This is a genomic window from Sphingobium sp. CR2-8, assembly GCF_035818615.1.
Classification (GTDB): Bacteria; Pseudomonadota; Alphaproteobacteria; order Sphingomonadales; family Sphingomonadaceae; genus Sphingobium.
Window position 1 is genome coordinate 83156 of record NZ_JAYKZY010000002.1, and the last position, 25257, is coordinate 108412.

Here is a 25257-nt window from a genome sequence, read left to right on the forward strand (position 1 = left end):
TCGGCATGGCCGACGGCGGACAATAGCCGTGCCGCCCGGTTGCGACCCAGCCGGTCGAGGCGCAGCCGTCCCTGGTCATATGGGCCATCGAACGCAGGCCGTGTTGGCCGGGCGTTGACGGGGATGGGCAGTGCGTGGCGATCTGCTGCCTGTTGCCGGATTGAAGGCGCTTCATCCGATGCCGTAAAAATCTGTGGTTCATTAGCTGAAAATCACGCATGAGGGGGGATCGCCATGGCCAAGGCTAGCCCTGCAATTGAGCCCGGCCTCGACTGTCGTTATGAAAACATAATGGCCCGCGTGGATCAGACGGACGTCCGCATGCGGATCGTCATCGACTGGCCCGTGATCGGCGTGATGCACAGCCTGCAGGCCGGTAACGAGGCTGTCCTCGATTCCCGATATTCGAAAAACCGGCGAACCGCTGGCTTTCGACTTTTCCGTTCGCGTCGGCCCCGGGGCCTAAGTTCTTCGGCGATGATGTCCGTAGTGAAGGCCCGACCCGCCGCTTTGTCTATATCTGCATCGGGCAGTCGGTCGGTGACGCCGCATCGCCCTGGTCGCGGCGGATGAAGATCGACATCCACGACATAGACCCAGATTTGCCCGACCGGGCCGCGAGCGAGGGGTGCGTTCTCGAAACAAGCATGACCGGCACTGGCGCGGATGGCACAGCTGCCTGCGCAACGCTGCGGCCGGTCGCACGGCGGCTGATCTGATCCTTTGGCAGGGCGCAGACCGCGCCGGTGCTGATCACCCGGCCGACTCGGCCAGGCCAATTCTGGGGCATTACAGCTTTGGGCGGATGCGACTTTGCGTAAATACGTATATCCGCACATGCGCCGATCCTTATTGGCACAAACACAGAGCCGGGACGCCTGGCGCGCGTCCCGGCGAAAAATGACCCGTCATCGCATCTGCGCGAAGACTTGGGATGCGGCCTGGCTGCAAGCGAAGGTCCGGCAGCAGAGCATGCCATGGGCATTGCCGTCGCCATCGACGATGAACGTCGCCACGAACCAGCACCCATCCAGAAAGCCGGTGGCGGCGATCCGGTCGAGTTCCAGATCATCTTCTTGGGTAAGATACGCACCGATCCAGCGCTCTGAAGCCCGTGCATCCCAGCGGATATCCGTTTCCTCGGCATCCAGGAACCGGGCGGCCAGAGCTGCCCCGGCGCCGCGCCCGAATTCCAGTTCCAGGCCGGACTTCAAGGTTGCCATCACGCGATCTGTTGCCAGGGCAATGGGCTGAACCGTGGTCATGAGAAAGTCTCCTTATGCTGTGCATCCCCAAAATCGAGGACCGGCAGGGAGAGACGGACGCCGGAAGGCTGTCAGGGCCGCCGGGCACGGCCCGGCGCCGCGCAGCGGGCGCATGGGGGAACCGATTTGCGCAAGCCAAATTGGGGGAAACCGGCGAGCCTTGAAAGCCGCGCCGCCGCCCGTCACGATCGGAAGACCTCGACGCGCGCTCCTCCAACCTTTGCGGGACACGCAAACGCTACAGCCATATCCCTACTGTGGCCCGACAGTCGCCATCGAAACGGCCGCGACAGCCTTCCCGGCAAAGAACAGCGCCGACCGGCCAGACGCGCGCGTTTGGCCGGTGGGTCACGATGGTGCGGTAGGCCCCCGCGCCATGCGGCGCAGGGGCGTCCGGGTCAGGCGTCCGGGTTCCAGATAAGGGCGTAGCTGTCCTCATCGTCCTGGCCAGCGGCCCGACCGAGATTGGCGTAGAGGGTGCGGGGGCCAAGTTCCGGCGCGGCCATGGCGATACGGATATATTCGCGGCCCGATACCTCGCCAGTGCGGATCCATCCGCCGCCGAGCTCAGTGCCGTTGGAGAGAATCCGATAGTCGGGCTGCTCGCCAGTCTTGCCCTTATTGGGGATGATTTCGATGTCGGCACGGACCGTGAGGGTCTTGAGGACACCCTTGAAACCGCCATTGTCGAGCCGCTGGACATAACCGATGGAAGCCATTGCCATTCTCCTTCTTGTCGCCCCCGGCCAATCCGCTGGGCGTGCGGACCGTCCGGCAGCGCGCGGGGTCGCCTGAACCGCAGGCCGCAGCGATCAGCGAAGGACCGGAAGGACCGGTGCTATTTGAGAGCGCAGCGGCCGCGAGGAGCCGGAACGGCGGGGAAATAGCAGCGGAACGATGGTTTCAGGCGGCGCTGCTGCGCTGCCAGGTCAACGCATCAAGCCCAAGAGGATGGGTGGCGTGTGCCACAGGAGAATAGGCATGCGGTTGGTGATATTCCCCTGCGATCGACATGGGGTCAAGGAGCGCGGGCAACCACAGCGCACGACATCACCATGCCGATCGGAGCAAAGGTAGCAGCCATGCTTTAGCGACCGGGTCATTCCGGTGCCTGCCACAAGACGGTGAGCCGCACTGCAACGATAGGCTGGAAAAGATCATCCGGCTTGTGGTGCCCGGTTATCCCGATGAAAACCATATGGGCGGCACGGCGGAATCGGCCATGTCGAACAAGGCGATGATCGCGGCGTAGCTGCCGAGGGCCTGTGCCACGGGATGGCCGATCAGACCATAGTCACCCGAGGCGGCACCAGAAAGCCGTGGTTCCCTTGTGCCCTGGAACGGGACAGGCTTCCGGTCGAGCGCACCGACGCAGTCACCCGATCATCGCCCTAACCGTAGATGACAGGCGGTGCAAAAAAACCGCGCGCGATCCAGACCCCCATGCCGCATTAAGCGCGTAAAGCGTCAGTGGCGCATCCATGCGACGATTCGTCACGTCGAACAAGGGGACATCCCACTCCACGAACGGTCCCTGCGCGATGACAAGATCAACGAGCGCGTTCCGGCGGCTGGTGGGCAAATCGCCGCCAAGGGTGAGGGCAACAGATGTACGGTCGGCCATGATCTTTTGCGCCTTGTCGCCGCGCGTCCGCCTTGGCGGGCGCGCGGCCCAAAATTCAGGGTGGAGAAAGCGGGCGGCGGCGCGTGATGCGCCGCCGCCCGCAGGGGATCATGCCGCAAGGCGGTCGGCCTCGTCCTCTTCATCGCAGGGCGGCACGGCCTGCGCTTCGACGGGAAGGCCCAGGACTGCGCCGGGGGTGGTCGGGTCCGGCTCATCATCGCCGGGGGCCAGCCGGTCGATAGGACGATCCGCCTGCGCTATGGCATGGGCCGCGACCGGACCCACGCCGCCACGAGCCGTATAAGCGGCGGGCGGGAACGTCATCCAGCGTGGCACCCATTGGTCGCGCTTGGTGCGTCCATTCGTGCCGTCCAGATGATCGCGCACAATCTGCTTGAGGGTCTTGCTCTTCTCGCCTCTGTTGGCATCGGCAACGCTTTGGCCTGCGACGTCCGCGATGATATGCAACAGCACCTCACGGTCACGCAAAATGCTGAAAAACGCATCGTCCGCCGACCACCAGCGGGTCATATCGACGCCGACATGCAGCCCGACTGCCTCCACAGCGGCGCTGCCGCTGGCCAGCGCCTCACCCATAACGATGGTGACGACTTCCATGATGACCGCGTCGGGAAGCTCGATCAGCCTCGCAAACAGGCCACAAATACCATATTCCTCACCACTGCCGCCGATCACGGTCGGTTCCTCATCTGAGAACCCAAGCGTGGCCAGCACTGCGCGGCGGCGTTCGTCAAAAACGGCCTCGGCGGGCGCATTATCGAGGCTGTCGCGCACATCCGCATTGCGGCTGGTCTGCGGTTCCGGCCTGATCGACCAAAAATGCGAACCGACGATGGCATGGGCGACCATCAGGCGGAGTGCGATGCCCGGAAACCCCAGAATAGTAGCGCGCACGGCGGCATGACGGTGCAGATCGATATAGGTTTGCATGGTCGATGTGATTTCCGGCCTTGCGATTTTCTGGGCTGAGCCGTCTGCCTGTGCCCTCGCGATGCGATCCGCCTCTTTGCGGCTGACATAGCCTTCATGGAAGGTGACTTCGCCGTGGGCGCGGACATCGACATAGACGCGCCCGCCCTTGCGCTTGCCTGCCTTCTCATATTCCCATGTGGAGAAATGTTCGGACGGCGGCACGATCACGACATCGGCCCATCCTTCGTCAAGATAGGTTTCGCGCCGGGCGTCGATGGCGGCATTCTGGGCATTCCAGAACGCATCGCCGTCTGCAAAATAGCAGTCGTCGCCGAACAGGTCGGCTATGGTCGCAAGCCCGCTGGCCTCAACATTGAACAGCGCATATTTCGCACCGATCGACTGCCCGCCCAGCAGCCACGCCTTCAACTGGTGGCCGGTCGGCACATAGGTGTCGGGATCATCGGCCAGCGCCAGCCATGCTTTCTGCTGGCTTTTTGATGCCAAGGTGAGGTGACGGACGGTGGTGCGGTCGATCTCTTCGCGCGCATACATCTGACTGATGCGCGGCAACAGATTGCCCAGCGCCAGCACCCGTTTGATGGTGAGTTCGGGCAGGCCGAAGGTCCCGGCAATGTCATCGATCTTGCGGCCTTCCTTGACCAGCCGGGTGAAGGTTTCCCATTGGGTGACCTCATCGGGATCGAGCCGCGCCATATTCTCGATCATCGACGCTTCGACGGCATCGGCATCGTCGCCCTCGTCGAGAATGGCGCAGGGCAGCAGCGCGGCTTCGCCGTCATCCTCGCCCGTCGCGCGCCGTTCGGCGGCGACGATCAGCGCGGCATGGAAGCGACGGCTTCCCGCAACGATCTCGAAGGCATCGGGCGCGCACCCTTCGACAGGCTCAGGACAGGGATTGGGGCGCACGATCACCGGCTGGATCACGCCTCGCTTGCGCACGGTCGGGAGGATATCGGACACGTCTGGAGCCTTCTTTGCGTAGCGCATATTGGCTTTGCTGACGGAAAGCTTGGCAAGAGGGATAAAATCGAGTTTCATGGGTGTCACTCCTTGTGAGTGCCGGGCCGTTGCTCTTGGAAATGTGGCGGTCCGGCTTTCGCGATGCGGCGATACGCGCCGCGCGTCATCCGCCGGTCCTAAATGGTGGGATCGGCTGGAAGGTCGGGAACAGTGCCGGGTGCAAGGCTGCGCAAAAGCTGCTCGGCATGGATGATCGAACCGGTCTGGCGCGCCATCTCGCTCCACCGCGAAAGCGAATAGGGGGTGGAAAAGCCCAGATCGCGCTCGATCCTCAAGCCAAAGGGCAGCCGGATGCTCTGAATTTCCATAAGCGAGAAGGTGCCCATTTCAGGGCATCCAAACCCCAGATCGGCAAGGCCGAACAAAGTGTCGTCATCGCCATAAAGTTCGGTTGCGAGCCATGTGCCAGCGCCCAGCGGATTGAAGAATTTGACGACCGGGACGGGATCGAAGCGCATGTCCCGCGTTTGCGCGGCGACGCTGCTTATGGCGTTTGCGCGCAGCGCATAGCGAAGGTCGGGGGTCAGGAGGATCATGCCACCCTCCGGTCCAGCGCGGGCGCGCGGCTATGCGTCTGTTCACATGGCGTTTGCCCGGCCCTATTCCCGTCCCGACCTACGTCGCCGCGCCCGCTCGTGTCGCCGGTGTCTTCGTCCTGCCCGGCGTCGGGCAAGCGCGACAACAGCCAGTCGGCGGCTTTGCTGGCTGCACCTGCGGCACGGAAGATGGCGCGATTATCCTCGCGCAACACCTCCAGCCATGACCCGATATAATCGGCGTGACGCACGGTCGGCACGATACCCAGAGCCGCGCAGAGGAAAGCCGATCCCATTTCGGCGATCAGTTCCTCGCGGGCATAGTCCTTGCTACCAAAGCTGTTCGTGAGATTGCGGTCGAGACGCGTTGCATGACCTGTCGCATGGGTCAGTTCGTGCAGGCAGGTCCGATAAAAATTGATCTGGTCGAAAAAGGCGGGTTGCGGCGGCACAGCCACAAAATCCTGGCTCGGCACATAATAGGCTTTGTCGCCACCGATGCGGAAGTCGACGCCGCTGGCCGCGATCAGTTCCTCCGCAACCGGTACGATTTCGCGATCTGGCAAAGGCACAGGGTCCACGGCAAGGCCGGGTCGTAGCCCCTCGCATTGCGAGACGTTGAAGACCGTGAAACGCTTGAGGAAAGCGATCGACTTGGCGTCTCCCCCGTATTTCGCGCCTTCTCTTTCTCCGCTTCGGGGGTGAAGCGGTCGGCATAGACGACGGTCGTGCCCTGTTCGCCCCTGCGGACGCATCCGCCTGCATCCCGCGTCTGTTTGAAGGTCAGCCAGCTTTGCGATGGAAAGCCCTTTTCCATCACCGCGCCCCACAGGATAAGCACGTTCACGCCGGAATAATTGCGGGCGGTGAGCGCATTGCGCGGCAGGCCGGGGGCAAGGCCGCCAAGGCTGGGGTCCGCGCTGGATGCCCAAGGCTGGACCCAAGGAATGCGCCCCGCCTCCAATTGTGCGATGATCTTGGCGGTCACCTCGTCATAGAGGTTGAGCCGTTCGGGCTGCGCCGCACCGGCACCGTGCGGGCCGCGCGCGCGACGTGAGGCATATCGAGCCATGTCCTGTCCTCCTGCCTGCCCAAAAACATGAGGCTCCCCGGAAGCGGGGGTGGGCGGCGAAATGCGACTGGAAAGGCCCGCCCCGGCGGGCGTCGGCACTGAAGGGCGGAACGTAAGTGAAGCACCCTCAAGCGCAGCGCAGACGGGTTGCCGGCGACCGCCAAGGGCCTAGCAGGGAGCGCCGCTCACTCCCGCACTCCGGGAGAGGCTCACCGATATCGCCGCCACGCGCAGCGTGGCGTCCATGCTCCGGGCCAGTGCCCGGACCAGCGCGAGCGATCGTAACCGTCCGGACCAGACCCAAAGGGTCTGGGTGCCGCCGCCAGGGGCGGGGCATAGAGCGCGGTCGCGTCAGCGACGCGTCATAGCATCGCGTTCAGGGGATAGTGGGCGCTACCATGGACAATTCATAGTTCACGGGCCTTCCGCCGCGTACGTCTCGAAGCATGCAGATGCCAATGGCTGGCAGGGGCCGCCGCGTACAGGGGCAATGACCAGCCGCTCGCTTTTTATCATTCGACCGAAAGCAAGAAAGCGGCTGGCCATGGGGATCAGAACCGTGCGTTGATCCCGAGCTTGACGGCGGTCGGCGATCCCGGCGTGATATTGTTGTTGCTGTGGGCGTAGAGATAGTAGCGCTTGCCCAGGATATTCTCGACATTCACCTGCAGGCTCAGTTCCGGCGCGATAGTATAGAAGATCGCGCCATCGACACGGGTATAACCCGGCAGATAGACCTGATTGTCGGTCGCGGCGTAGCGCTTGCCCTGGTAGATCACGCCGACGCCCGCGCCCAGCTGCTCGATCGGATCGAAGCGGGTCCAGAGCGAAGCTGCGTGTTTGGGCATGTTGGGCAGCTGATTGCCGACTCGCACCGTACCCGACACATTGTCGAGGAAAGTGCCGTCCGAATAGGTATAGGCGCCAACCATGCTGACCTGCCTGGTGATGCTGCCCGCCGCGCTCAGTTCGACGCCCTTGGTGCGCTGGCGCCCGACCGGCACCGTGACCGAAGTCGCGTCATTGGGATTGCTGAGCGCCAGCACATTGTCGCGATCCAGTTGGAACACAGCAGCCGACACGTTGAAGGTCGGCACGATGTCCCACTTGGCACCGATCTCGTAATTCTGGAATTTCTCCGGGGCGAGGCTGGCGTTGGAGAGATTGAGGCCTGCCAGCTGATCGCCGCCGCGTGGCTGGTATGTGCGCGAATAGCTGGCATAGATGGACGCATTCTCGACCGGTTTGAAGATCAGGCCCGCGCGCGGCGACCATAGGTCGTCGGTCACATCGAAAAATTCGGGCGATGTCACGCCGCCGCTGGTGCGGAAAGCGACGCTGCGGCGATCATGGACCTTCGTCTTGAAATGTTCGTAGCGCACGCCGACAACGATATCGAACATCGGCGACAGGGCGATCTGATCCTGCACATAACCGGCGACGACTTCGGCCAGGCCGTCATTATTGGCGCTGCTGGCTATCTGGGTCCAGGTGATGGGCAGGCGGATGTTCGAAGCCGAAATGGGCACCGTGACCGAAGCAGCGTTCCCGGCGAAACGGCCTTCCTGCCGGATATTGTCGCTTTCCTGATGGCCATATTCGCCGCCGATCAACAGCGTATGTTCGACAGACCCGGTATCGAACGCCGCATTGAAATCCGTCTGGTTGATGAAATTGCGGCGCTGGCTGGGCGAACGATAGGCCGAAATGCTGACCGTCGTCTCGGCCGCGTTCACGGCGCCGGGGAAGACGTTGGAATAGAATTTGCGATAGTCGGCATAGCGGGTGCGGTTGCGGATCGAGATCGTGTCGCTGAACTTATGTTCGATGAACAAGGTGCCGGCGTCGGTGTTGGTGCCGGTCGTGCTTTGCGTGGGGTCGCCGAAAAACTGGCCGCGCGGCGTGCGCAATGGGCCAACGCTGTTGGTGGGCGACGCACCGAAGCGGGCAGGCACGCCGCGATCGGCGATGCGGTCATCCTGAAAATGTTCATAGCCCAGCGTGACGGTCGTGTCGGGCGACAGCTTGAACGAGGCGGTCGGGTTGAAGCCCCAGCGGTTGTAATTGACGCCGTCGCGATAGCTGTCGCTGTCCTGATAGACGCCGGTCACGCGGACCGCCGCGAAATCGCTGAGTGGCGTACCGAGGTCGAACTGGGCGCGCTTATGCTCGAAGCTGCCGCCTTCGATCCGGAAAGCGCGATGCAGGTTCCAGTCGGCGACCTTAGTTACGCGATTGACGATGCCGCCGATGCCACCCCGACCGAATATCATGGCGTTCGGCCCCTTGAAGATTTCGAGGCGATCGATGTTGTAGAGGTCGCGATAGGTCTGGACGTCGTCGCGCACGCCATCGACGAAGAAGTCGCCGGTGGTCGAATTGCCGCGGAACACCAGCGTTTCGCGATTGCCTTCACCTTGGGCGGAAAAGACGCCGGGGACATAGCGGATGGCGTCGCCGATGCTGTTGGCCGCCTGATCCTCGATCTGCTTGACCGCAACGACGTTGACCGATTGCGGCACGTCGATGAGTGGCGTGTCCGTTCGGGTGGCGCTGATCGACCGGCTGACCTTGTAGGATGTTTGCGCCTCACTGTCGTCAATCGGAGTGTCAGTGACGGTGACCGAGCCGAGAGATTGTTCCTGAGCATGAGCCGGGCTGGCCATCATGGCAGCGACAAGCAGACCATGCGCCGTGGAGGCGCACAGAACGGACCGGACTATGGATGAGATTTTCAAAGCAGGATCCCCCAATTTATAATGCAAATGGTTATCATTCGCGGGGGAGGGTGAATAATCGTTAGGAGACGCCATACAACCGGCGGTTCAGGACATGGACATCTTGTATAGTAATCCCAATGTTCCGGTAATGTCAGCGCGCAAGCCGTACCTCTATGCCGAAGCCCGGCGCGGGCAGGATCGACGCCGAACCGCCATGCATCCGCGCGACAGCCGCTACCAGCGCGAGGCCAAGCCCATGACCATCTGTGGATCGGCTGGCTTCGGACCGGCTGAACCTGTCGAACAGCCGGGGCATATCCTCCGCAGGGACGCCCGGACCATCATCCTGGACGGATAGCAGGAGGACATCATCCTGCGAGGAGAGCGTGATCGCAACCCGCGTGCCGGACGGGGTATGGCGCAACGCATTGTCGAGCAGATTGGCGACCAACTGGCGCAACAGGCGGCGGTCACCGGAGAGACGGAGGTCGGGCGCGATGCTGTATGATAGGCTGTGGCCGGAAATCTCGAAATCGGGATCATAGGAATCGACCAGATCCTCGACCAGGTCGGTCATGGACAGATTGCCGAAATCACGACGCAGCGTCCCGGCCTCGACCTCCGAAATGCGCAGGATGGCCGCGAACAGCTCCAGCAGTTCCTGCGATTCCGTAGTGGCTGCCTCTATCGCCGCCTTTTGTTCGGTCCCCTCGCGTGTCAGTGCCTCATGCAATCGGTTGTGCAGGCGGGTGAGCGGCGTGCGCAGGTCGTGGGCGACGTCACTCGATACCTGTCGCAGATTTTCGACCAGAGCGGCATTGCGGTCGAGCATGTGGTTGAGGGTCTGCGCGACCCGGTCGAACTCGCTGCCGGACCCGTCGAGCGGCATGCGCTGGCGCAGGTCGCCGGCGATGATGGCCTGGGCTGCATCGTCAAACCGTCGTAACCGGCGCTGCGTCACTAGGCCCACCGTCCATGCGCCGCCGACGGTGAGCAGCAGCATGGTGGCGAAGGCCGCCAGAAACAGCTTCAGGATCGTAATGTCCATCTCGTCGATCACTTGTCGATCGACGGCGACCAGCAGACGACCGCCGTCGGGCAGTCGTGTAGTGAGCGATTGGGCAATGCCACCGTCCCGGCCATAGGGCAGTAGTTCGACATAGCCCGGCGTCGCGGGCACCCGCGCCTCGAAAGCGCCCGCCAATCGCTGTCCTCGCGCATCAAGCAGGATATAGCCCAGGCTTGCCGTGCTATGGGCCGCGTCCCGTTGTTGTATCAGCGCCGCCAGCCGGGCGCTGCCGCCGTCGCCGGTCCGGGCAAGCAACGCTCGGGTCTCCGTGGCGATGCGATGATCGAGTTGCACCTCCATCGCCTCATGCACCACGACATAGGCCAGCACCCCGATCACGACCGTCGCAAGGGCGAAGACCAGGCTGACCATCGCGGTAAGTCCGAACGTCGTGCGCCAGGGGCGGCCCATCAATCGCTCCGGATCATGTAGCCTGCGCCGCGCACGGTTTCGATCGCGTCGACATCGAATCCGGCGTTGAGCTTCGATCGCAGGCGGCTGAGATGGGTTTCCACGATGTTGGTCTTGGGTTCGAAATCGAAATCCCAGACGCGTTCCAGCAGCATCGTCCGGGTCATGACGCGATGGCCGTTGCGCATCAATTCGGCGAGCAGCGAAAATTCGCGTGGCTGGAGCGCCACCTTCCGGCCTGCGCGATGGACGGTGCGGCGGTGCAGGTCGATCTCTATGTCACCGACCGTCAGTTTCGCCGTCTCGACTTGCGGCGCAGGGCGGCGGCCCAATGCATTGACGCGCGCCACCAGTTCGGAAAAGGCGAAGGGCTTGACCAGATAGTCGTCGGCACCCGCCTCCAGCCCCTCTACCCGGTCGGCGATCCGGCCGATGGCGGTCAGCATCAATATGGGCGTGTTGTTGCCCGCTGCGCGCAACATCTTGACCAGGGACAGGCCGTCGAGGCCCGGCAGCATCCGATCGACCACGATCGCGTCGAAACCACCGTCTGTTGCCTGGAACAGTCCGTCGCGTCCATCGGCGGCCACGCTCACGGCATGGCCGATCTCCCGCAGGCCGCGTTCGACGAAGTCGCGGGTTTCATGATCGTCTTCGATGATGAGGATGCGCATGTCGTCTCCTACCCTATCGGGCGAGCGGGATCGAGTGGCTGTGGCGCGTCCTGCCATCCGCCACCCAATGCCCGGAACAGTGCGACATAGGATTGGGCCAGCAGAAGATCGGATTGCGCGCCAGCCAGGGCCGCGGTCGCCTGCGTGCGCTCCGCATCTATGGCGAGCAGCGGGGACACATCGCCCAGCCGCGCGCGCGATGCCGTGCGGCGGGCATAGAGCACAGCTTCGCTGGTTGCCTTAGCCAGCGCGGCATTGCGCTGGGCTTCCGCCTGCGTAACCGCCAACGCGGTTTCCACTTCGCGCAGCGCCCGCAGGATCGCGACATCCCAACTGGCCAATGCGCCGCGCGCCTTGGCGCGAGCCTGCGCTATCCTGGCGCGCGCGGGTGCCTGATTGGGAAAAGCCCAGGAGACGAGCGGTGAGGCGGTCGCGGCGAACCCTCCGGAGAGAAGGCCCAGCGCGCCGCCCAGATTGACCTTGGGATAGAGGTCCGCGCGGGCGACGCCGATCCCGGCGGTGGCGGACGCCAGCTTGCGTTCCGCTTCGCGAACGTCCGGCCGGCGCAGCAGAAGCGCCGCGCCATCGCCGATCGGAGCGCCCCCCTTCAGCCGGGGCAGCGCCGCACAGTCGATGGCGGCAATGCGCGGATCGGTCGGCGGCAGTCCCTGTAGCGTGGAAAGGCGAAAGCGTGCGCCGTCGCGCATGGCGTCGAAGGACGGCAGCGTGGCGCGGGACGAGGCGAGCAGGCTGGCCGCCTGCGATACCTCCAGCGGGGACAGTTCACCGGCGCGATATTGTTCCTGCACGCCCTTGAGGTTGCGCTCCTGCGCCACGACGATTTCGCGCGCGATCCGGCCGACATGGGTCGCGCCGCACAGGTCGACATAGGCCAGCACCGTGTCCGCCGCGACGGCCACGCGCACGCCGTCCAGCGCGGCGGCGTGCGCGTCGGTATCGGCACGCGCGGCCAGCGCGCCCGACCTTAGCCGCCCGAACAGATCGATGTCCCAACTGATCGTCGCAGCGGCGTCATAGTCACTGGCGGACACATTGGCAGCGCTTGGTTGGCCGGATGGGTTGTCCACGCCCATGCTGCTTTCGATGATCGGCTGAGGCAACCGGGCGGCGTCAGCCTGTCGGATCGCAGCACGGGCTGCGTCCAGATTGGCATAGGCGACGCGCAGGTCGGCATTGGCGGCAAGGCTTGCCTGCACCAGCCTATCCAGTTGCGTATTATCGAACAGACGCCACCACTGGTGGGGCACGGGCGTGATCGATGCAGCGGCTCGGCTGGTGAATGGAGTGCTTGCCATGGGCGGCGCGACAGGGGCGGGCGGGATCGACGCGGCGGTGCAGCCGCCCGCCAGTAGGACGCCCAATGCGCCAAAACGACGGATCATGCTGTTTCTCCTTTCGCCGCTGCGCCCGGCTCGGTCGGCGCCGCTTGGTTCGGTCCTTGGGCATTCTCGCCGAAACGGGCGTAAAGCGCGGGCATCAGGAACAGGTTGAGCAGGGTGGAGGACACCAGCCCGCCCAGGATCACGATCGCCATCGGATGCTCGATCTCGTGCCCCGGCGCATTGCCCGCGACGATCAATGGCACCAAAGCAAGGCCTGCGCAGGCCGCCGTCATAAGGATCGGGACCAGCCGCTCCTCCGCCCCGCGCAGGATGAGCGTCGGACCGAATGGCTCGCCTTCATGCACGCGCAGATGATGATAATGGGACAGCAGCATGATGCCGTTGCGCGCGGCGATGCCGATCACGGTCACGAAGCCGACGAGCGAGCCGAGCGACAGCAGGCCGCCGGTCAGCGCCACCGCCACCACGCCACCGACCAGTGCAAAAGGCAGGCTGATCGCGACCAGCGCCATGATCCGCCCGGACCGGAACTCCAGCCACACCAGGATCAATATGCCGATCAGGCACAGCAGGCCGGTCGTCCAAAGCCGCTGGCGCAATTCCTTCAAGGCGGCATATTCGCCCAGCACCTTGGCGTGATAGCCCTGCGCGAAGGATGTCTGCGACACGGCCTGCTCCACGGCACGCGCGACGGTGCCGAGGTCCGATCCGCTGACGTTCAGCGTTACGTCCAGCCGGCGCTGGCCATTTTCGCGCTTCACCTCATTGGGGGCCGGCTGGATACGGACATCGGCTATGTCGCGCAGGCGCACCGGCGTGCCTGCCGGCGTCTGGATCATCAAATCGCGCAGCGCATGAAGGTCGCCCCGGATCGTCGGCTCACCCCATATCGCGACGTCGAAGGCTTTCTGATCGCGATAGATTTCGCCCAGCTTCTGCCCCGCGATCAGGCTTTGCGCCTGACGACGCACCTCACCGGGGGTCAGGCCCAGCGTCGCCATGTCGGCCGGACGGGGCCGAATCTGGATCTGCGGCACCAGAACCTGGGATTCAACCTTGAGGTCGGCCACGCCGGCTATACCTGCGACCTTGGCCTTCAACCGGTCGGCCGCAGCGCGCAACTCGGTCTGGTCTGGGCCGAAGAGGCGTATGACGACCGTCGCGCCCGCGCCCGACAGCACTTCCTTGATCCGTTCGCGCAGATAGGTGAGGACATCACGGAACAGGCCTGGATAGCCTTCGATGACCTCTTTGATCTTCGCCACGCTGCCGTCATAGTCGGCCTTCTCGTCCAGGCTGATCCACAATTCGGTGAAGTTCGGCCCGACCACTTCGTCGGCGGCTTCGGCCCGGCCGATATGCGCGCCGAAATTGCGCACGCCTGGAATGGCGCGCAGTTCCTTGGACACCTTTATCGTAATCCGGTCCATCGCCTCGATCGACGCGCCGGGCTTTTCCAACCAGTGCATCAGGAAATCCGTCTCACGAAAGTCAGGCAGGAACTGATCCTTGAACGTCGCATAGCCGATACCCGCCAGCAGCAGTCCACCGGCCACCACGCCTATCACCGTGCGTGGCGCAGCGATCAGGCGTGGAAGGGTTGCGGTATAGCGTCTCTTGAGGCTCACAACGAAGCGCGTATCCCGTTCCGCTTTGACCGGTGCATTGGGCAGCAGGAACAGGCACATTGCGGGCGTCACCACCAGCGCGACCAGCAAAGACGCACCGATCGCCAGCACATAGGCGATCGCCAGCGGCTGGAAGAAGGTGCCTGCTACCCCGCCCAAAAAGAAGATCGGCAGGAATACCAGCATCACGATCAGCGAGGCGAAGACGACCGCCGAACGCACCTCCAGCGACGCGCCCAGCACGACGTCGAAGGCCGAACGGGGATTCTTTACCTCCCGGTTCAGTCGCAATCGGCGGGCGATATTCTCCACGTCGATGATCGCGTCGTCGACGACCTCGCCCAGCGCGATGACCAGGCCCGCGATCACCATCGTATTGATCGTAGCGCCGCTCCATAGCAGGACGAGGCCTGCGCCGAGCAGCGACAGCGGGATTGCGACCAGACTGATCGTCGCCTGTCGCCATTCGCGGGTGAACAGAAACAGCACGACCGCGACCAGAAAGCAGCCGATCGCCAACGCGCGGGTCAGATTGTCGATCGACCGTTCGATGAAGGTGGCCGGGCGGAAGATCGTGCTGTCGATCTTCACGTCCCTAAGGCCCGGCTTGATCTCCTCCAGCGCCGCCTCGACCGCGCGGGTCAGGTCCAGCGTGTTGCCGGTTGGCTGCTTTTCCACGATCAGCATGATGCCGGGGCCATCGTCGATGATCGCGTTGCCGATCGGCGCGGCATAGCCCTCGGTCACGCGTGCGACATCGCCGATCCGCACCGGGGCTTCGCCCGCCAGCTTGATGACGGTGCGGGACAGATCGTCCGGCGTCTGGATCGCGCCGGGCTGCTGCACGGCCATGCGCTGGTTCGCGGTGTCGACAAAGCCACCACCGCCGACCAGTACCGCATCGCCCGCCGCCGCGCGCAGTTCGTTCAGCGTCACGCCCGCTGCGCGCAGCCTGTCGGGATCGACCAGCACCTGCAACTGCCGATCGCGCATACCCCACATCGCGACATTGGCGACGCCCGGCACCGCCATCAGGCGCGGACGAATGGTCCAGCGGACCAGTTCGGAGAGCTGCATCTGGTCCAGCTTTTTGGACGAAATGCCGATCTTCATCGCCCGGCTGGTGGACGAAAGCGGCGGCAGCATCACCGGCGGCCGTGCGGCGGTGGGCAGGCGCCCCTGCACCTGCGCGACCCGCTCCTGCACCATCTGCCGCGCGCGCATGACGTCCGTGCCGCGATCGAGCAGGATCACAACCGACGACAGGCCCAGTACGGACTTGGATCGCAGCGTCGCAAGGTTGGGAATGCCGTTCACCTGCGTCTCGATCGGCACGGTGATCAGGCTTTCCACCTCCTCGGTCGATAGGCCGGGCGCTTCGGTCTGGATCTCCACCATCGGCGGCGCGAATTCGGGGAAGACGTCCAATGGAACGCTAGTGGAAGCGCGCAGCCCCAGCACAACTAGAAGGGCGGCCATCGCCAGCATCAGCACACGCTGGGTCAGCGCGGCGCGAACGAGCCATGCCAGCATCAGTGCGCGACCCCGAATTCTGTGCCGAACAATTCCATCGCCCCGGTAGTGACGACGCGCATATCCGGTTCAAGCCCGCGCGCTATGATCACGCCATCCGTTCCGGTCGATGCGATCTCCACCCGCTGGCGCACATAATGGTTGGCCGCGGTCTGGGCATAGACCCATTCCCCGCCATAAATGTCGCGCAGGATCGCGGAGGCAGGCACGGAAATACCTGCTGTCATCCGTCCCGTCGGTAGCTGCACGGCGACCCGCTGGCCGACGCGCCAATTTTGTCTGCGATTGTCGATGGCATAATAGAGGTCTACCGTCCCTGCGACAGCATTGGCCGATGGCGGTGCTTGAACCGGGCGCGCGCTACTGCCAGCGTCGGTCGCGCCCAGCGGCCGGACCAGCGCGGAAGAGGATCGCCCGACGTTGGGGATATCCGTCCCCGACACGGAAACCCGCACCCACAAAGTCGACTGGCGCCCAAGCGAGGACACCGAAGGCCCCAGAAGGCGTCGCTGTTCGACCGCAACACTGGCCTGTGCCTGCGCGGTGGCGAACGCCGCTGCCGCCTCGTCGCGCGCGCGGACGCTACCTGCTTCCTCGGCGACCAGCTGGGTCGCCCGGTCCAGAGCAATGCGGGCAAGGCGGGTCTGCGCGCGGGTGCGCGCGACTTCGCCATCGGCGGCCGCCTGTGCGGCGCCGATCTGGGCGAGGTTGCTGAGCGATCCGGTCGGGACACCGCCTGAGCCATTGGGCACGACGATCTCGCCGCTCGTCTCGCGCATCGTCGCGGCCTGCCCTTCGCCGACCTTGACCGTGGCGATGCCCAGCCGTTGTACGGCCTGCGGTGTCAGTGTGAGTCTGAGCAGTTCGGCTTCATGCGCGATCGTCTCCGCCTTGGCCGGGGCCGCTGCAGGCGTCTTTGCTTTGTCACCGCACGCCGGGAGCGGCAACAGGAGGCAGAAGAGGAAAATGCGGTGCATGGAGACTCGCCATCAGGGGAAACCGGCTATGTCTCTATCGGGGCGTGATGGAACCCTGCTCTCCGGAACTATACCAATTGTCCATCTTGCAAAAAAACATGCAAATGATTTGCATTAGTGAAGTCTCGCCCCTATTGGCGCGGCGGATCGATGATGGGGGCCGAGGGGGATAAAGATGGCGTTTGCTGGGCATATTGCAGGATCGTGCAAGGCGATGAAACAGGCTGCAAGTCTCGCCGTCATGGCGACGATGATGACGGTCCAGGCACAGGCGCAAACCCCCGAGCCTGCGCAAGGCGCGAATGATATCGTCGTTACGGCGGACCGGAACGACAGCTTCGGTGCCGATTATGTCCAGGCGGGTACGTTCCGCGATTCTAGGATCATGGATACGCCGCTCACCGTGGCAATCATGACCAAGGAACTGCTCGAAGCACAGCAGGCGCGCTCCATTCTCGACGCGGTGCGCAATACGCCCGGCGTCACGCAAGCGCAGATCAATTCCACCATCTACAGCAACCTGGCCGTTCGCGGCATCATCCTCAACAATTTCACCAATGTCCGGTGGAACGGCATCCTGCCGGTGGTGAACCTGATCGAGCAGCCGATCGAGAGCAAGGATCGCATCGAAGTGCTGAAGGGCGCCGCCGGCCTCTATTATGGCTTCGCGACGCCTTCGGGGATCATCAACCTCGTTACCGAACGACCCGGTGCAGCGCCCATCACGCGCGTCGATGTGCAGGGCGACAGCAACGGCTCGATCGGCGCCAGCGTCGATGTCAGCCGCAGGTTCGGCACCGGTGGCATGCGGGTGAATGCCGGCACTTCGCTGATCGAAACAGGCGTAAAGCGCACCCGCGGCGAGCGCAGTTTCGTCACCGGCGCGCTGGACTGGAACCCGGCCGACACTATCGAAATCCTGCTGGACGCGGAATATATTTACAAGAGCATCACCGAACCCACCGAGTTCAGCCTGCCGGCCGGGGTCAATGGCGTGATCGCCCTGCCGCCGCTCCAATCCTCGTCAAAGAATCTGGGCGGCGAATGGATGCAGGGCAAGGGATGGGAAACCAATCTGCTTGCGCGGCTCAACTATGATTTTGCCCCGAACTGGCGCCTGGCCCTGGCGGCAGGCCAGTCCTACCTGACCCGCGATCGCGCCTATTCCTCGTTCGGTGGCTATGATCTGGCGACCGGCAATGGCACCGTCACGGTCGCCATGACGCATGGCAATGACTATAAGACGCGCATCTATCGCGGCGACCTGTCGGGCACCTTCCGTACTGGACCCATCGAACATAATGTCCTGATCGGTGTCGCCTACAACACGCGTGACGGCAATGTGCCGACGGCGGTGCGCTATACGTTCGCGCAAAATCTCTACAATCCCGTCGCGATCCCCCAGCGCCCGAACCCGCCCCGCATCATTCCGAACCCCTCGAAGGTGGAGGATCTGGGCTTCTATGTCTTCGACCGGGCATCGCTCGGCGAATGGTTGCAAGCCACGATCGGCTATCGCAAAACCGACTATAGCGATATCAGCCGGACGACATCCTACAAGATCAAGCCCGATACCCTGTCCTATGGCGTCATGGTGAAGCCTGCGCGCTGGGCCAGCGTCTACGCCAACTATATCGAGGGGCTGGAACCGGGACCGATCGCGCAGCAGATCGCCAACAATGCCGGCGAAATCCTGCCCGCGGCGATCAGCAAGCAGAAGGAAGCGGGCGTCAAGATCGAACCGATGGACGGCCTGCTGCTCACGACCGCCTATTTCCACATCAAACGGCCCTCGGCCTATCTCAACAGTGCCAACTTCTTTGTTCAGGACGCCGAGGCCGTCTATGAGGGCATCGAATTCAGCCTGGTCGGCGAATTGACGCGGAACCTGTCGATCGCCGCCAGCGCGATGTCGCTCGAAGCGGCGCAGAAGTCGGGCAACGCCACGGTGGTCGGCAAGCGGATCGAGAATGTGTCCAAATTCTCCGGCTCGCTGTTCCTGGAATATCGGGTGCCAATGATCGACGGGCTGCGACTTTCGGCCGGCGTCTTCCATGTCGGCCGCCGCGCCGTCAACGCGCTGAACCAGGCTTTCGTCCCCGGATATGAGACGTTCGACGTCGGCGCGAGCTACAATTTCGACCTGCTGGGCAGCCAGACGACGGTGCGCGTTTATGGCGAGAATATCACCGGCAAACGCTATTGGGCATCTTCGGGATCGAGCCTGCTGGCGCAGGGCCTGCCCATGGCGGTCAAGATCGGGCTATCCACGCGGCTATAGGCCGCCACCTGCCTAGAAGCGCATTGCCATTGCGACGCCACCACCCTTGCTGTCGCCCCAGGGCAGGATACGGATAGTGTCGTCGCGCCTCGTGGTGATGAGGAAACCGGACGCCTCGCCGATGGCCGCGCCAGCAACGACATCATACCAATGATGCTTGTCGGCCTTCACCCGTGCCAGCCCGACAAAGGCCGCGACCAGTTGCGCGGGCACGCCGACCTGCCAGCCATAGCGATTCTGCAGGCTGGCGGCGGCGGCGAAAGAGGTCGCCGTGTGGGACGAGGGAAAGCTTTTCCGATCGCTGCCGTCGGGTCGCATTTCGGGAAAGGCGTCCTTCAGGCCCAGCGACAGCAGGGTCGCGGCGCCGACGCTGCCGCCGGCCTGAAGCGTGCCGGTCCAATCGCCCTGTGCGGTCGGGAACGCCAGCGCGCCGATCACCAATGCGCCCCTGCCGATATTACTCGCTTCGCGCCAGCTTTTGTCAGAGGCATGCGCCGTTCCCGACGCGAAAAGCGAGATTGTCGTGATGATAGAGGCGATGCCAGGCCGCACAGATTGTCCCCCGCGAGCGGGAGGCTCGCGGCGGGACGACGACGGCGCTTGGAGGGCACCTCAGTTGGCGCACGAAAACTTTTCCACATGGCATAATCAGCTTTTGCGGCCTGCTGGCCAGCAGAGCAGCAAGGCCGGCAGGAATAGCAGCACCAATGGCACTGCCGCGACTAGGCCGAATATGATCGCGGTCGCCAATGGCTGCTGGAGTCCGGCGCCTCGGCTGAGGCCCAGCGCCAGAGGACTGAGCGTCAGGATTGCGATCAATGCAGACATGAGGATCGGGCGAAGCCGTTTCGATCCGGCATCCCGCAATGCTGCCAGTGTCGCCCTCGCGCCGCCTTCGATTTCCGCGAGGTAGAAGATCACCAGTTCGGTCACCATACCCACGACCATGGTCAGGCCCATAAGCGCGGATATATTGAGTTCCGTACCGGTGATCCAAAGTCCCAGCAGCACAGCACCCGCTACCATCAGCACCGTCGCCATCGCCGACATCGTCCAGGCGAGATTTTCGAACAGATATGTCAGCAGCAGGGCGCTGAGCAGCAGGGCGGCGGCAAAAACCATCGCCATGTCGGCAAAGCTCTTCTGCTGTTCGGCATAGAGGCCGCCATAATCGACTCGCACTGAGCCTGGCAGGTGAAGCCCGGCGACCTTCGCCTGCACCGCCTGCATGGCGGACCCCAGGTCGCGCCCCTCCAGCCGCGCGGTGACGGCGATGAAGGGTGCCAGATCCTCGCGCGTCAACTGTTTCTGCCCACCATCGATGCCGACGTGCGCAATGGAGCCGAGCCGCACGCCATGCCCATCGGGCGCGGTCAGCGGCAGGTCGGCGATCTCGTACGCGCGGCTGCGCAAATCCTGCGCGCCGCGCACCCGCACCGCGACCAGTTGCTCGCCGAATTGGATGTTGGTGGCGATGCTGCCGCCGACCAGCGCCTCGATCTGGCTGGCGACCTGATCAGGGTCCAGCCCCTGTTGCGCGGCCAGGCCATTGTCGACCTTCACCGAGATGGCGTCGCCGGTTACCCGCAAGCCGTCGACGATTTCGACGACGCCGGGGATGGTCGCCAAAGCCTTGCCCACACGCCCGGCGGAGGCCTCCAGCGCGTCGGGATCATCGCCGAACAGTTTGACCTCGATCGGTTGCGGCACGGCCGTCAGGTCGCCGATCAAATCTTCCATCAATTGCACCAGTTCGACCTGCAATCCGGGCACCTTCGCCTCGACCCGTTGGCGGATGTCGGCCATCACCGCATTGATCGGGCGGCGCGATCCATCCTTCAGCCTTACGAAGAAATCGCCTTCGTCGGCTTCGGTCAGCCCGCCGCCCAGTTGCACGCCCAGTCGGCGCGAATAGCTGGCGACCTCTGGCGTTGCGGAGATGATCGCCTCGACCTGTTGCACCAGTCGGTCGGTATCGGCCAGCGCCGCGCCAGGCTTGGCGGTATAGTCGAGGACGAAGCCGCCCTCGTCCATCACCGGCATGAAACCGGAGGGCATTTGATACCAGGACAAGGTGCCGGCGATCAGGAAGACGCCACCCATTACGGCGGCGGCGAGGCCGGGGCGTCCGAAAAAGCGGTCGCCCGCGTGGACATAGACGCGGTCGAGCCGGTGCATGAAGCGATCGGCTTTTTCCGCCGCCTCTGCATCGCTCTGCCGCAGCCAGCGCGCGGCGATCAGCGGAATTACGAAGCGGGAAAAGAGCAGCGAAAGGGTAAGAGCTGTAACGATGGTGATCGCCAGCGCCTTGAAGAAGCCGCCGCTGACCCCGCTGATGAAGCTCAGGGGCAGAAATACGACAATCGTCGCCAGAGTGGAGCCGACCAGTGGTCGGCCCATCTCGGCGGCCGCAGCGAGCCGAGTTTTGACGTCAGACGCAGTCCCTTCTTGCATGCGCCGCATCATATGTTCCAGCATGACGACCGCATCGTCCACGACCAGACCTACGGCGGCGGCCATGCCGCCCAGCGTCATCATGTTGAAGCTGAGGCCCAACGGATAGAGCAGCAGACAGGTGCCTGCGAGGACGGCGGGCAGCATCAGCCCGGTGATGAGCATCAGGCGCCCCGATCGCAGGAACAGGAACAGCACCAGGCCAGCCAGGATCGCGCCCAGCAGGATGGCGTCGCGCACGGCGTTGGCTGCGCCCGTCACCAGTTCGGACTGATCGTAGAAGGGCGTGACCGTCACCGTCGGGGGCAGGCCCAGCGCATGTAATCGCGCATCGACGGCGTTGACGATAGCCACCGTATCGCCGGTCAGCGCCTGCCGGACGTTGATGAGTACGGCGCTGCGCCCGTTCGACGCAATGCGGACATAGGCGGGTTCCGCCGCTGGATGCACGGTCGCGACCTGGCGCAGCGTAACCACCGCTGCGCCGTTTCCGGTCGCGCCGCGGATAGGCGTGGCAAGCAGATCGACTGCCGATGTCGGCGTGCTTTGCACCAGGACCAGATACAGGCGATGCCTGTCCTCAATCCGTCCCGCGCCGCGGATCGCGTTGGATTTGGTGAGCGCGTCGGTCACGTCGGTGATGCCAAGGCCGAAGGCGCGCAACCGCGCCGGATCGATATCGACCGCCAGTTCGCGCGGGGTGCCACCCAGCACATCGACCGCCGCGACGCCCTGCACGGCGGTCAGGGCAGGGCGGACCTTGAGTTCGGCCAGTTGCCGCAACGCCTGCTGGTCGAGTGAGGGAGAAGTTAGCGCGATGCCCAGTACCGGGAAGATGGTGGGATCGGACCGGCGCACGGTAAAGCGCGTGCCGGTGGGAAGGTCGGGCAGCAGGGTCGCCAGCGCGCCCTGCGTCGCCAGTGTTGCCGACACCATATCCTCGCCCCATGCGAAATTGAGCGCGACATCGGCCGTCCCGCGGCTGGTGGTCGATCGGACGCGAGTGACACCGGGCACGCTGCGCAGCGCCACTTCGACCGGGCGGCTAATCTCCGCCGCCATTTGCGCCGCATCGCGATCGCCCGCGTCGATAGTGACGACCACGCGCGGATAGTCGATATGGGGGAACAGGCTGACTGGCATGGCCCGCGCGGCCAGCACGCCGCCCAGCGCCAGCAATAGGACGGCCAGCCAGATCGATCGGCTATGGCGCTCCAGCAGCGCGGTCATCGCAAGCGAACCTTCATACCGTCGTCCAGCGCCGTTCCGCCCTCGATCACGACCTTGTCGCCGGGGGAAAGGCCCTTCGTCACGACAATCGCCATGCCGTCGTTCGATCCTGTCACAATGTCCCGGCGATGTGCCGTTCCCTTGACCACGACGAAGACGAAGGGCTGACCGGCATCGTCGAGCAGCGCGGCATAGGGAATGGCCGGCGAGTCCCCGGTGCCTTGCGTCGTCGCCTCGCCGGTCAGTGTCTCACCCGGCCGAAGCGCCGCGCCTGCGGGCAGATCGGCATAGGCGGTGGCGAGTTTGGTCTGCGGATCGACCATGGGATCGACAGCAGATAGACGGGCAGAGATGGCGCGGCCGCTGCCCGCCGTCGAAATGGCTATCGCGGTGCCTGCGCGCAGTTGGCGGACCAGCGCCGGATCGATCCCGAACCGCGCCCTGATCGCACCGGTGCCGCCGATCGCGACGACGGATGTGCCTGCCGGGATTAGATCGCCCGGCGTCCCGGCGATGCTCTCGACATAGCCCGCGCGCGGCGCGCGCAATATGAGGCTGCGCCCTGTCAGGCTGGCCAAGGTCGCATCGGCGCTGGCCTTTGCGGCGCGCGTGGTTTCGATATCGGCGTCGCTCATCAGCCCGTCGCCACGCATGCGGACGGCACGGGCGTAAGCCGCATTGGCGGCTCGCGCATCGCTGCGCGCCTTGGCCATGTCGAGCATCGCGGTCGGCCCGGGGGCGAGACGAACGATCGCCTGCCCCTGTCGCACGGAGGACCCGACCGGCGCGTCGATGGAGACGAAACGCGCCTCGATCGGCGCGAACAGGTCGGCCCGCCCGCCCGGGCCGCTGTCGGCCACGCCATACAGGCGGATGGTTTCGCCGACCGCCTGTCGCCCGACTGTGGCCAGCTTGACCAGAGCCTGCGGCTCAGGGCTGTCCTCCTGCGGGGCAGATGAGCAGGCTGCCAGCAGAGTCAGCATAATGGCCGTAGCGATCGTCTTCACTGCCATTGCTCCCGCGCTAAGCCCGTCAACAATTCCAGGGCGATGGTCTGTTCTGCGATGTCCTGCGCGCTGTGCAGGCGCAACAGTTGGCGATCCCGCAATATCTGTTCCGCTGCGCGTGCTGTGGCATCGGGCAGGTCGCCGCGTGTCGCCGCACGGCGGCTCGCCTCGGCCAGCCTTGTCGCGTCGGCAAGGCCGGTATCGAGTTCGGCATATTGGCGGCGGGAAATCGTCAGGGCTGCGACGGCCGCCGTGATCTCCGCCCGTGTCTGGAACAGACGGGCCTCATATTCAGCCTTCAACGCAGTGCGGGTCGCCTTTTCTATGGCGATGCCACCGCGATTGCGGTTCCATAGCGGTAGGGTGAAGCCGATCGCCGGTCCCAGCGTGACGTTCCTGCCAGTGTCGCGCCCGCCATTGATGGTCAGGTCCAGCGTGGGAAACTGATCGAGGATCGCTTTGCGCAACGCCGCTTCCTGTGCGTCATATCCTTCACGCAAGGCGCGCAGGTCCGACCGTTCCCGCTGCGCAAGCGCGAACAGCCGGTCGGCTTCAGGCAACGGCGCAAAGGCGGCGAGGGGCGCGATCCGCACTGGATGTGTCGGCGGCAGGCCAAGCAGGCGATTGAGTTCGAATCGCGCGGCGGCAAGGTCTTTTTCCGCCTGACGTGCGACCTGCTGCGCGTCGATAGCCGCGATCCGCGCACTTTGCAGCGGATCGGCTGACACATCTCCACGTCCGGCAGCCGCACCATATCGGCCAAGAAGATGCTCCGCCGAGGCGAGACTGTCGCGCGCGACCAGGATCTGTGCCTCCAGTGCGCCGATACGCACCGCCTGCAATCGAGCCTGTCCCGCCGTCTGCCATTCCGCCCAGACGAGATCCATGCGGGCCTGCCGCTGCTGCGCCTGCGCCTGCTGTCGGACGATCGCACGGGTCCGTAGGGCGTTGAGATCGAAGCCGAGCGCACCTGCAAGCCCCGCGACGGGATCGGTGCCCGACAAGATCGGATCGACGCCCAGAGAAAACGTCGGATCGGGCATCAAGCCCGCTTTGAAGACTTGCGCGTCATTCACACCGTTGCGCGCGCGCATGGCCTTGAGGTCGGGATTGGCCGTCACCGCCAGCGCAGCGATCGCGTCTTGGCTGAGCGGCGCGGACAGATCGATCGTCAGCGTGGCGGGACCGGGCATGGCAGTAAAGGGGCGGACCAACAGCCTGGCATCAGGCGTAGCAAGAATGCCCGGCGTATCGGTCAGTGGTTCGGGAACATAATGCGCGCAGCCTGCCAGAGACAAAAGAAGGGTTGCCACCGGCGTGAGCGGGTATCGAACGAGACAGGGACGCGACACGAAACCGCCATTCTGAAAGAGAGACGCAGCGATGGTAAAACCCATGGAGGCGATTGCCCAAGGAAATTGCTGAATATAGCTTT

The 25257-nt window shown here is 64.2% G+C and carries 17 protein-coding genes and 1 pseudogene; 2 read left to right on the forward strand and 16 right to left on the reverse strand.

Annotated features, from left to right (window positions below; genetic code table 11):
* The first annotated feature begins 401 nt into the window (after positions 1 to 401).
* A complete protein-coding gene (locus U5A82_RS04315) occupies positions 402 to 719 on the forward strand; it encodes a DUF5990 family protein (protein ID WP_326292842.1) in 318 nt (105 codons plus the stop codon).
* Positions 720 to 908: 189 nt separating this feature from the next.
* Here the strand turns inward: U5A82_RS04315 and U5A82_RS04320 are convergent, their stop codons facing one another.
* The 12 genes and pseudogenes from U5A82_RS04320 to U5A82_RS04375 all read right to left on the reverse strand — a co-directional run bounded on the left by U5A82_RS04320 (position 909) and on the right by U5A82_RS04375 (position 16850).
* Entirely contained in the window at positions 909 to 1265 is a 357-nt protein-coding gene (locus U5A82_RS04320; protein ID WP_326288938.1) for a hypothetical protein, read from the reverse strand.
* 398 nt (positions 1266 to 1663) lie between these two features.
* Positions 1664 to 1984 carry a DUF736 domain-containing protein gene (locus tag U5A82_RS04325; protein ID WP_326288940.1) on the reverse strand — a complete coding sequence of 107 codons (321 nt, stop codon included), beginning with the start codon at positions 1982 to 1984 and terminating at the stop codon, positions 1664 to 1666.
* Between the two features lie 656 nt (positions 1985 to 2640).
* Positions 2641 to 2889, reverse strand: coding sequence for a hypothetical protein (locus tag U5A82_RS04330; RefSeq protein WP_326288942.1), 249 nt, complete (start codon positions 2887 to 2889; stop codon positions 2641 to 2643).
* Between the two features lie 108 nt (positions 2890 to 2997).
* Positions 2998 to 4884 carry a ParB/RepB/Spo0J family partition protein gene (locus U5A82_RS04335; protein WP_326288943.1) on the reverse strand — a complete coding sequence of 629 codons (1887 nt, stop codon included), beginning with the start codon at positions 4882 to 4884 and terminating at the stop codon, positions 2998 to 3000.
* A gap of 98 nt (positions 4885 to 4982) precedes the next feature.
* Positions 4983 to 5402, reverse strand: a complete 420-nt coding sequence (locus tag U5A82_RS04340) for a DUF2958 domain-containing protein (RefSeq protein ID WP_326288945.1) — start codon at positions 5400 to 5402, stop codon at positions 4983 to 4985.
* Positions 5399 to 6474 (reverse strand): annotated as a pseudogene (locus U5A82_RS04345) (ArdC family protein). Before U5A82_RS04345 ends, U5A82_RS04340 begins: the two are co-directional and overlap by 4 nt.
* Positions 6475 to 7025: 551 nt before the next feature.
* The gene (locus U5A82_RS04350; RefSeq protein ID WP_326288947.1) at positions 7026 to 9212 is read right to left on the reverse strand and encodes a TonB-dependent receptor; all 2187 of its coding nucleotides are present in this window, start codon (positions 9210 to 9212) and stop codon (positions 7026 to 7028) included.
* A 133-nt stretch (positions 9213 to 9345) separates the two neighbouring features.
* The gene (locus tag U5A82_RS04355; protein ID WP_326288948.1) at positions 9346 to 10674 is read right to left on the reverse strand and encodes a sensor histidine kinase; all 1329 of its coding nucleotides are present in this window, start codon (positions 10672 to 10674) and stop codon (positions 9346 to 9348) included.
* A complete protein-coding gene (locus U5A82_RS04360) occupies positions 10674 to 11348 on the reverse strand; it encodes a response regulator transcription factor (protein ID WP_326288950.1) in 675 nt (224 codons plus the stop codon). Before U5A82_RS04360 ends, U5A82_RS04355 begins: the two co-directional genes overlap by 1 nt.
* An 8-nt stretch (positions 11349 to 11356) precedes the next feature.
* A complete protein-coding gene (locus tag U5A82_RS04365) occupies positions 11357 to 12751 on the reverse strand; it encodes a TolC family protein (protein WP_326288951.1) in 1395 nt (464 codons plus the stop codon).
* Positions 12748 to 15873 (reverse strand): efflux RND transporter permease subunit, encoded by a 3126-nt coding sequence (locus tag U5A82_RS04370; RefSeq protein ID WP_326288953.1) that lies wholly within the window; start codon positions 15871 to 15873, stop codon positions 12748 to 12750. The genes U5A82_RS04365 and U5A82_RS04370 overlap by 4 nt, the downstream gene beginning before the upstream one ends.
* Positions 15873 to 16850, reverse strand: coding sequence for an efflux RND transporter periplasmic adaptor subunit (locus U5A82_RS04375; RefSeq protein WP_326288955.1), 978 nt, complete (start codon positions 16848 to 16850; stop codon positions 15873 to 15875). The genes U5A82_RS04370 and U5A82_RS04375 overlap by 1 nt, the downstream gene beginning before the upstream one ends.
* 214 nt (positions 16851 to 17064) lie before the next feature.
* On the opposite strand from U5A82_RS04375, the gene U5A82_RS04380 reads away from it, so the two are divergent.
* Positions 17065 to 19131: a TonB-dependent siderophore receptor gene (locus tag U5A82_RS04380; RefSeq protein WP_326288956.1), complete on the forward strand. Its 2067-nt coding sequence runs from the start codon at positions 17065 to 17067 to the stop codon at positions 19129 to 19131.
* A 12-nt stretch (positions 19132 to 19143) separates the two neighbouring features.
* Here the strand turns inward: U5A82_RS04380 and U5A82_RS04385 are convergent, their stop codons facing one another.
* The 4 genes from U5A82_RS04385 to U5A82_RS04400 all read right to left on the reverse strand — a co-directional run bounded on the left by U5A82_RS04385 (position 19144) and on the right by U5A82_RS04400 (position 25219).
* Complete coding sequence (locus tag U5A82_RS04385) at positions 19144 to 19683, reverse strand: phosphatase PAP2 family protein (protein ID WP_326288957.1); 540 nt, start codon at positions 19681 to 19683, stop codon at positions 19144 to 19146.
* Positions 19684 to 19779: 96 nt separating this feature from the next.
* The gene (locus U5A82_RS04390; protein ID WP_326288958.1) at positions 19780 to 22815 is read right to left on the reverse strand and encodes an efflux RND transporter permease subunit; all 3036 of its coding nucleotides are present in this window, start codon (positions 22813 to 22815) and stop codon (positions 19780 to 19782) included.
* Complete coding sequence (locus tag U5A82_RS04395; RefSeq protein ID WP_326288960.1) at positions 22812 to 23822, reverse strand: efflux RND transporter periplasmic adaptor subunit; 1011 nt, start codon at positions 23820 to 23822, stop codon at positions 22812 to 22814. The genes U5A82_RS04390 and U5A82_RS04395 overlap by 4 nt, the downstream gene beginning before the upstream one ends.
* Positions 23819 to 25219, reverse strand: coding sequence for a TolC family protein (locus U5A82_RS04400; RefSeq protein WP_326288961.1), 1401 nt, complete (start codon positions 25217 to 25219; stop codon positions 23819 to 23821). The genes U5A82_RS04395 and U5A82_RS04400 overlap by 4 nt, the downstream gene beginning before the upstream one ends.
* Positions 25220 to 25257: the final 38 nt, after the last annotated feature.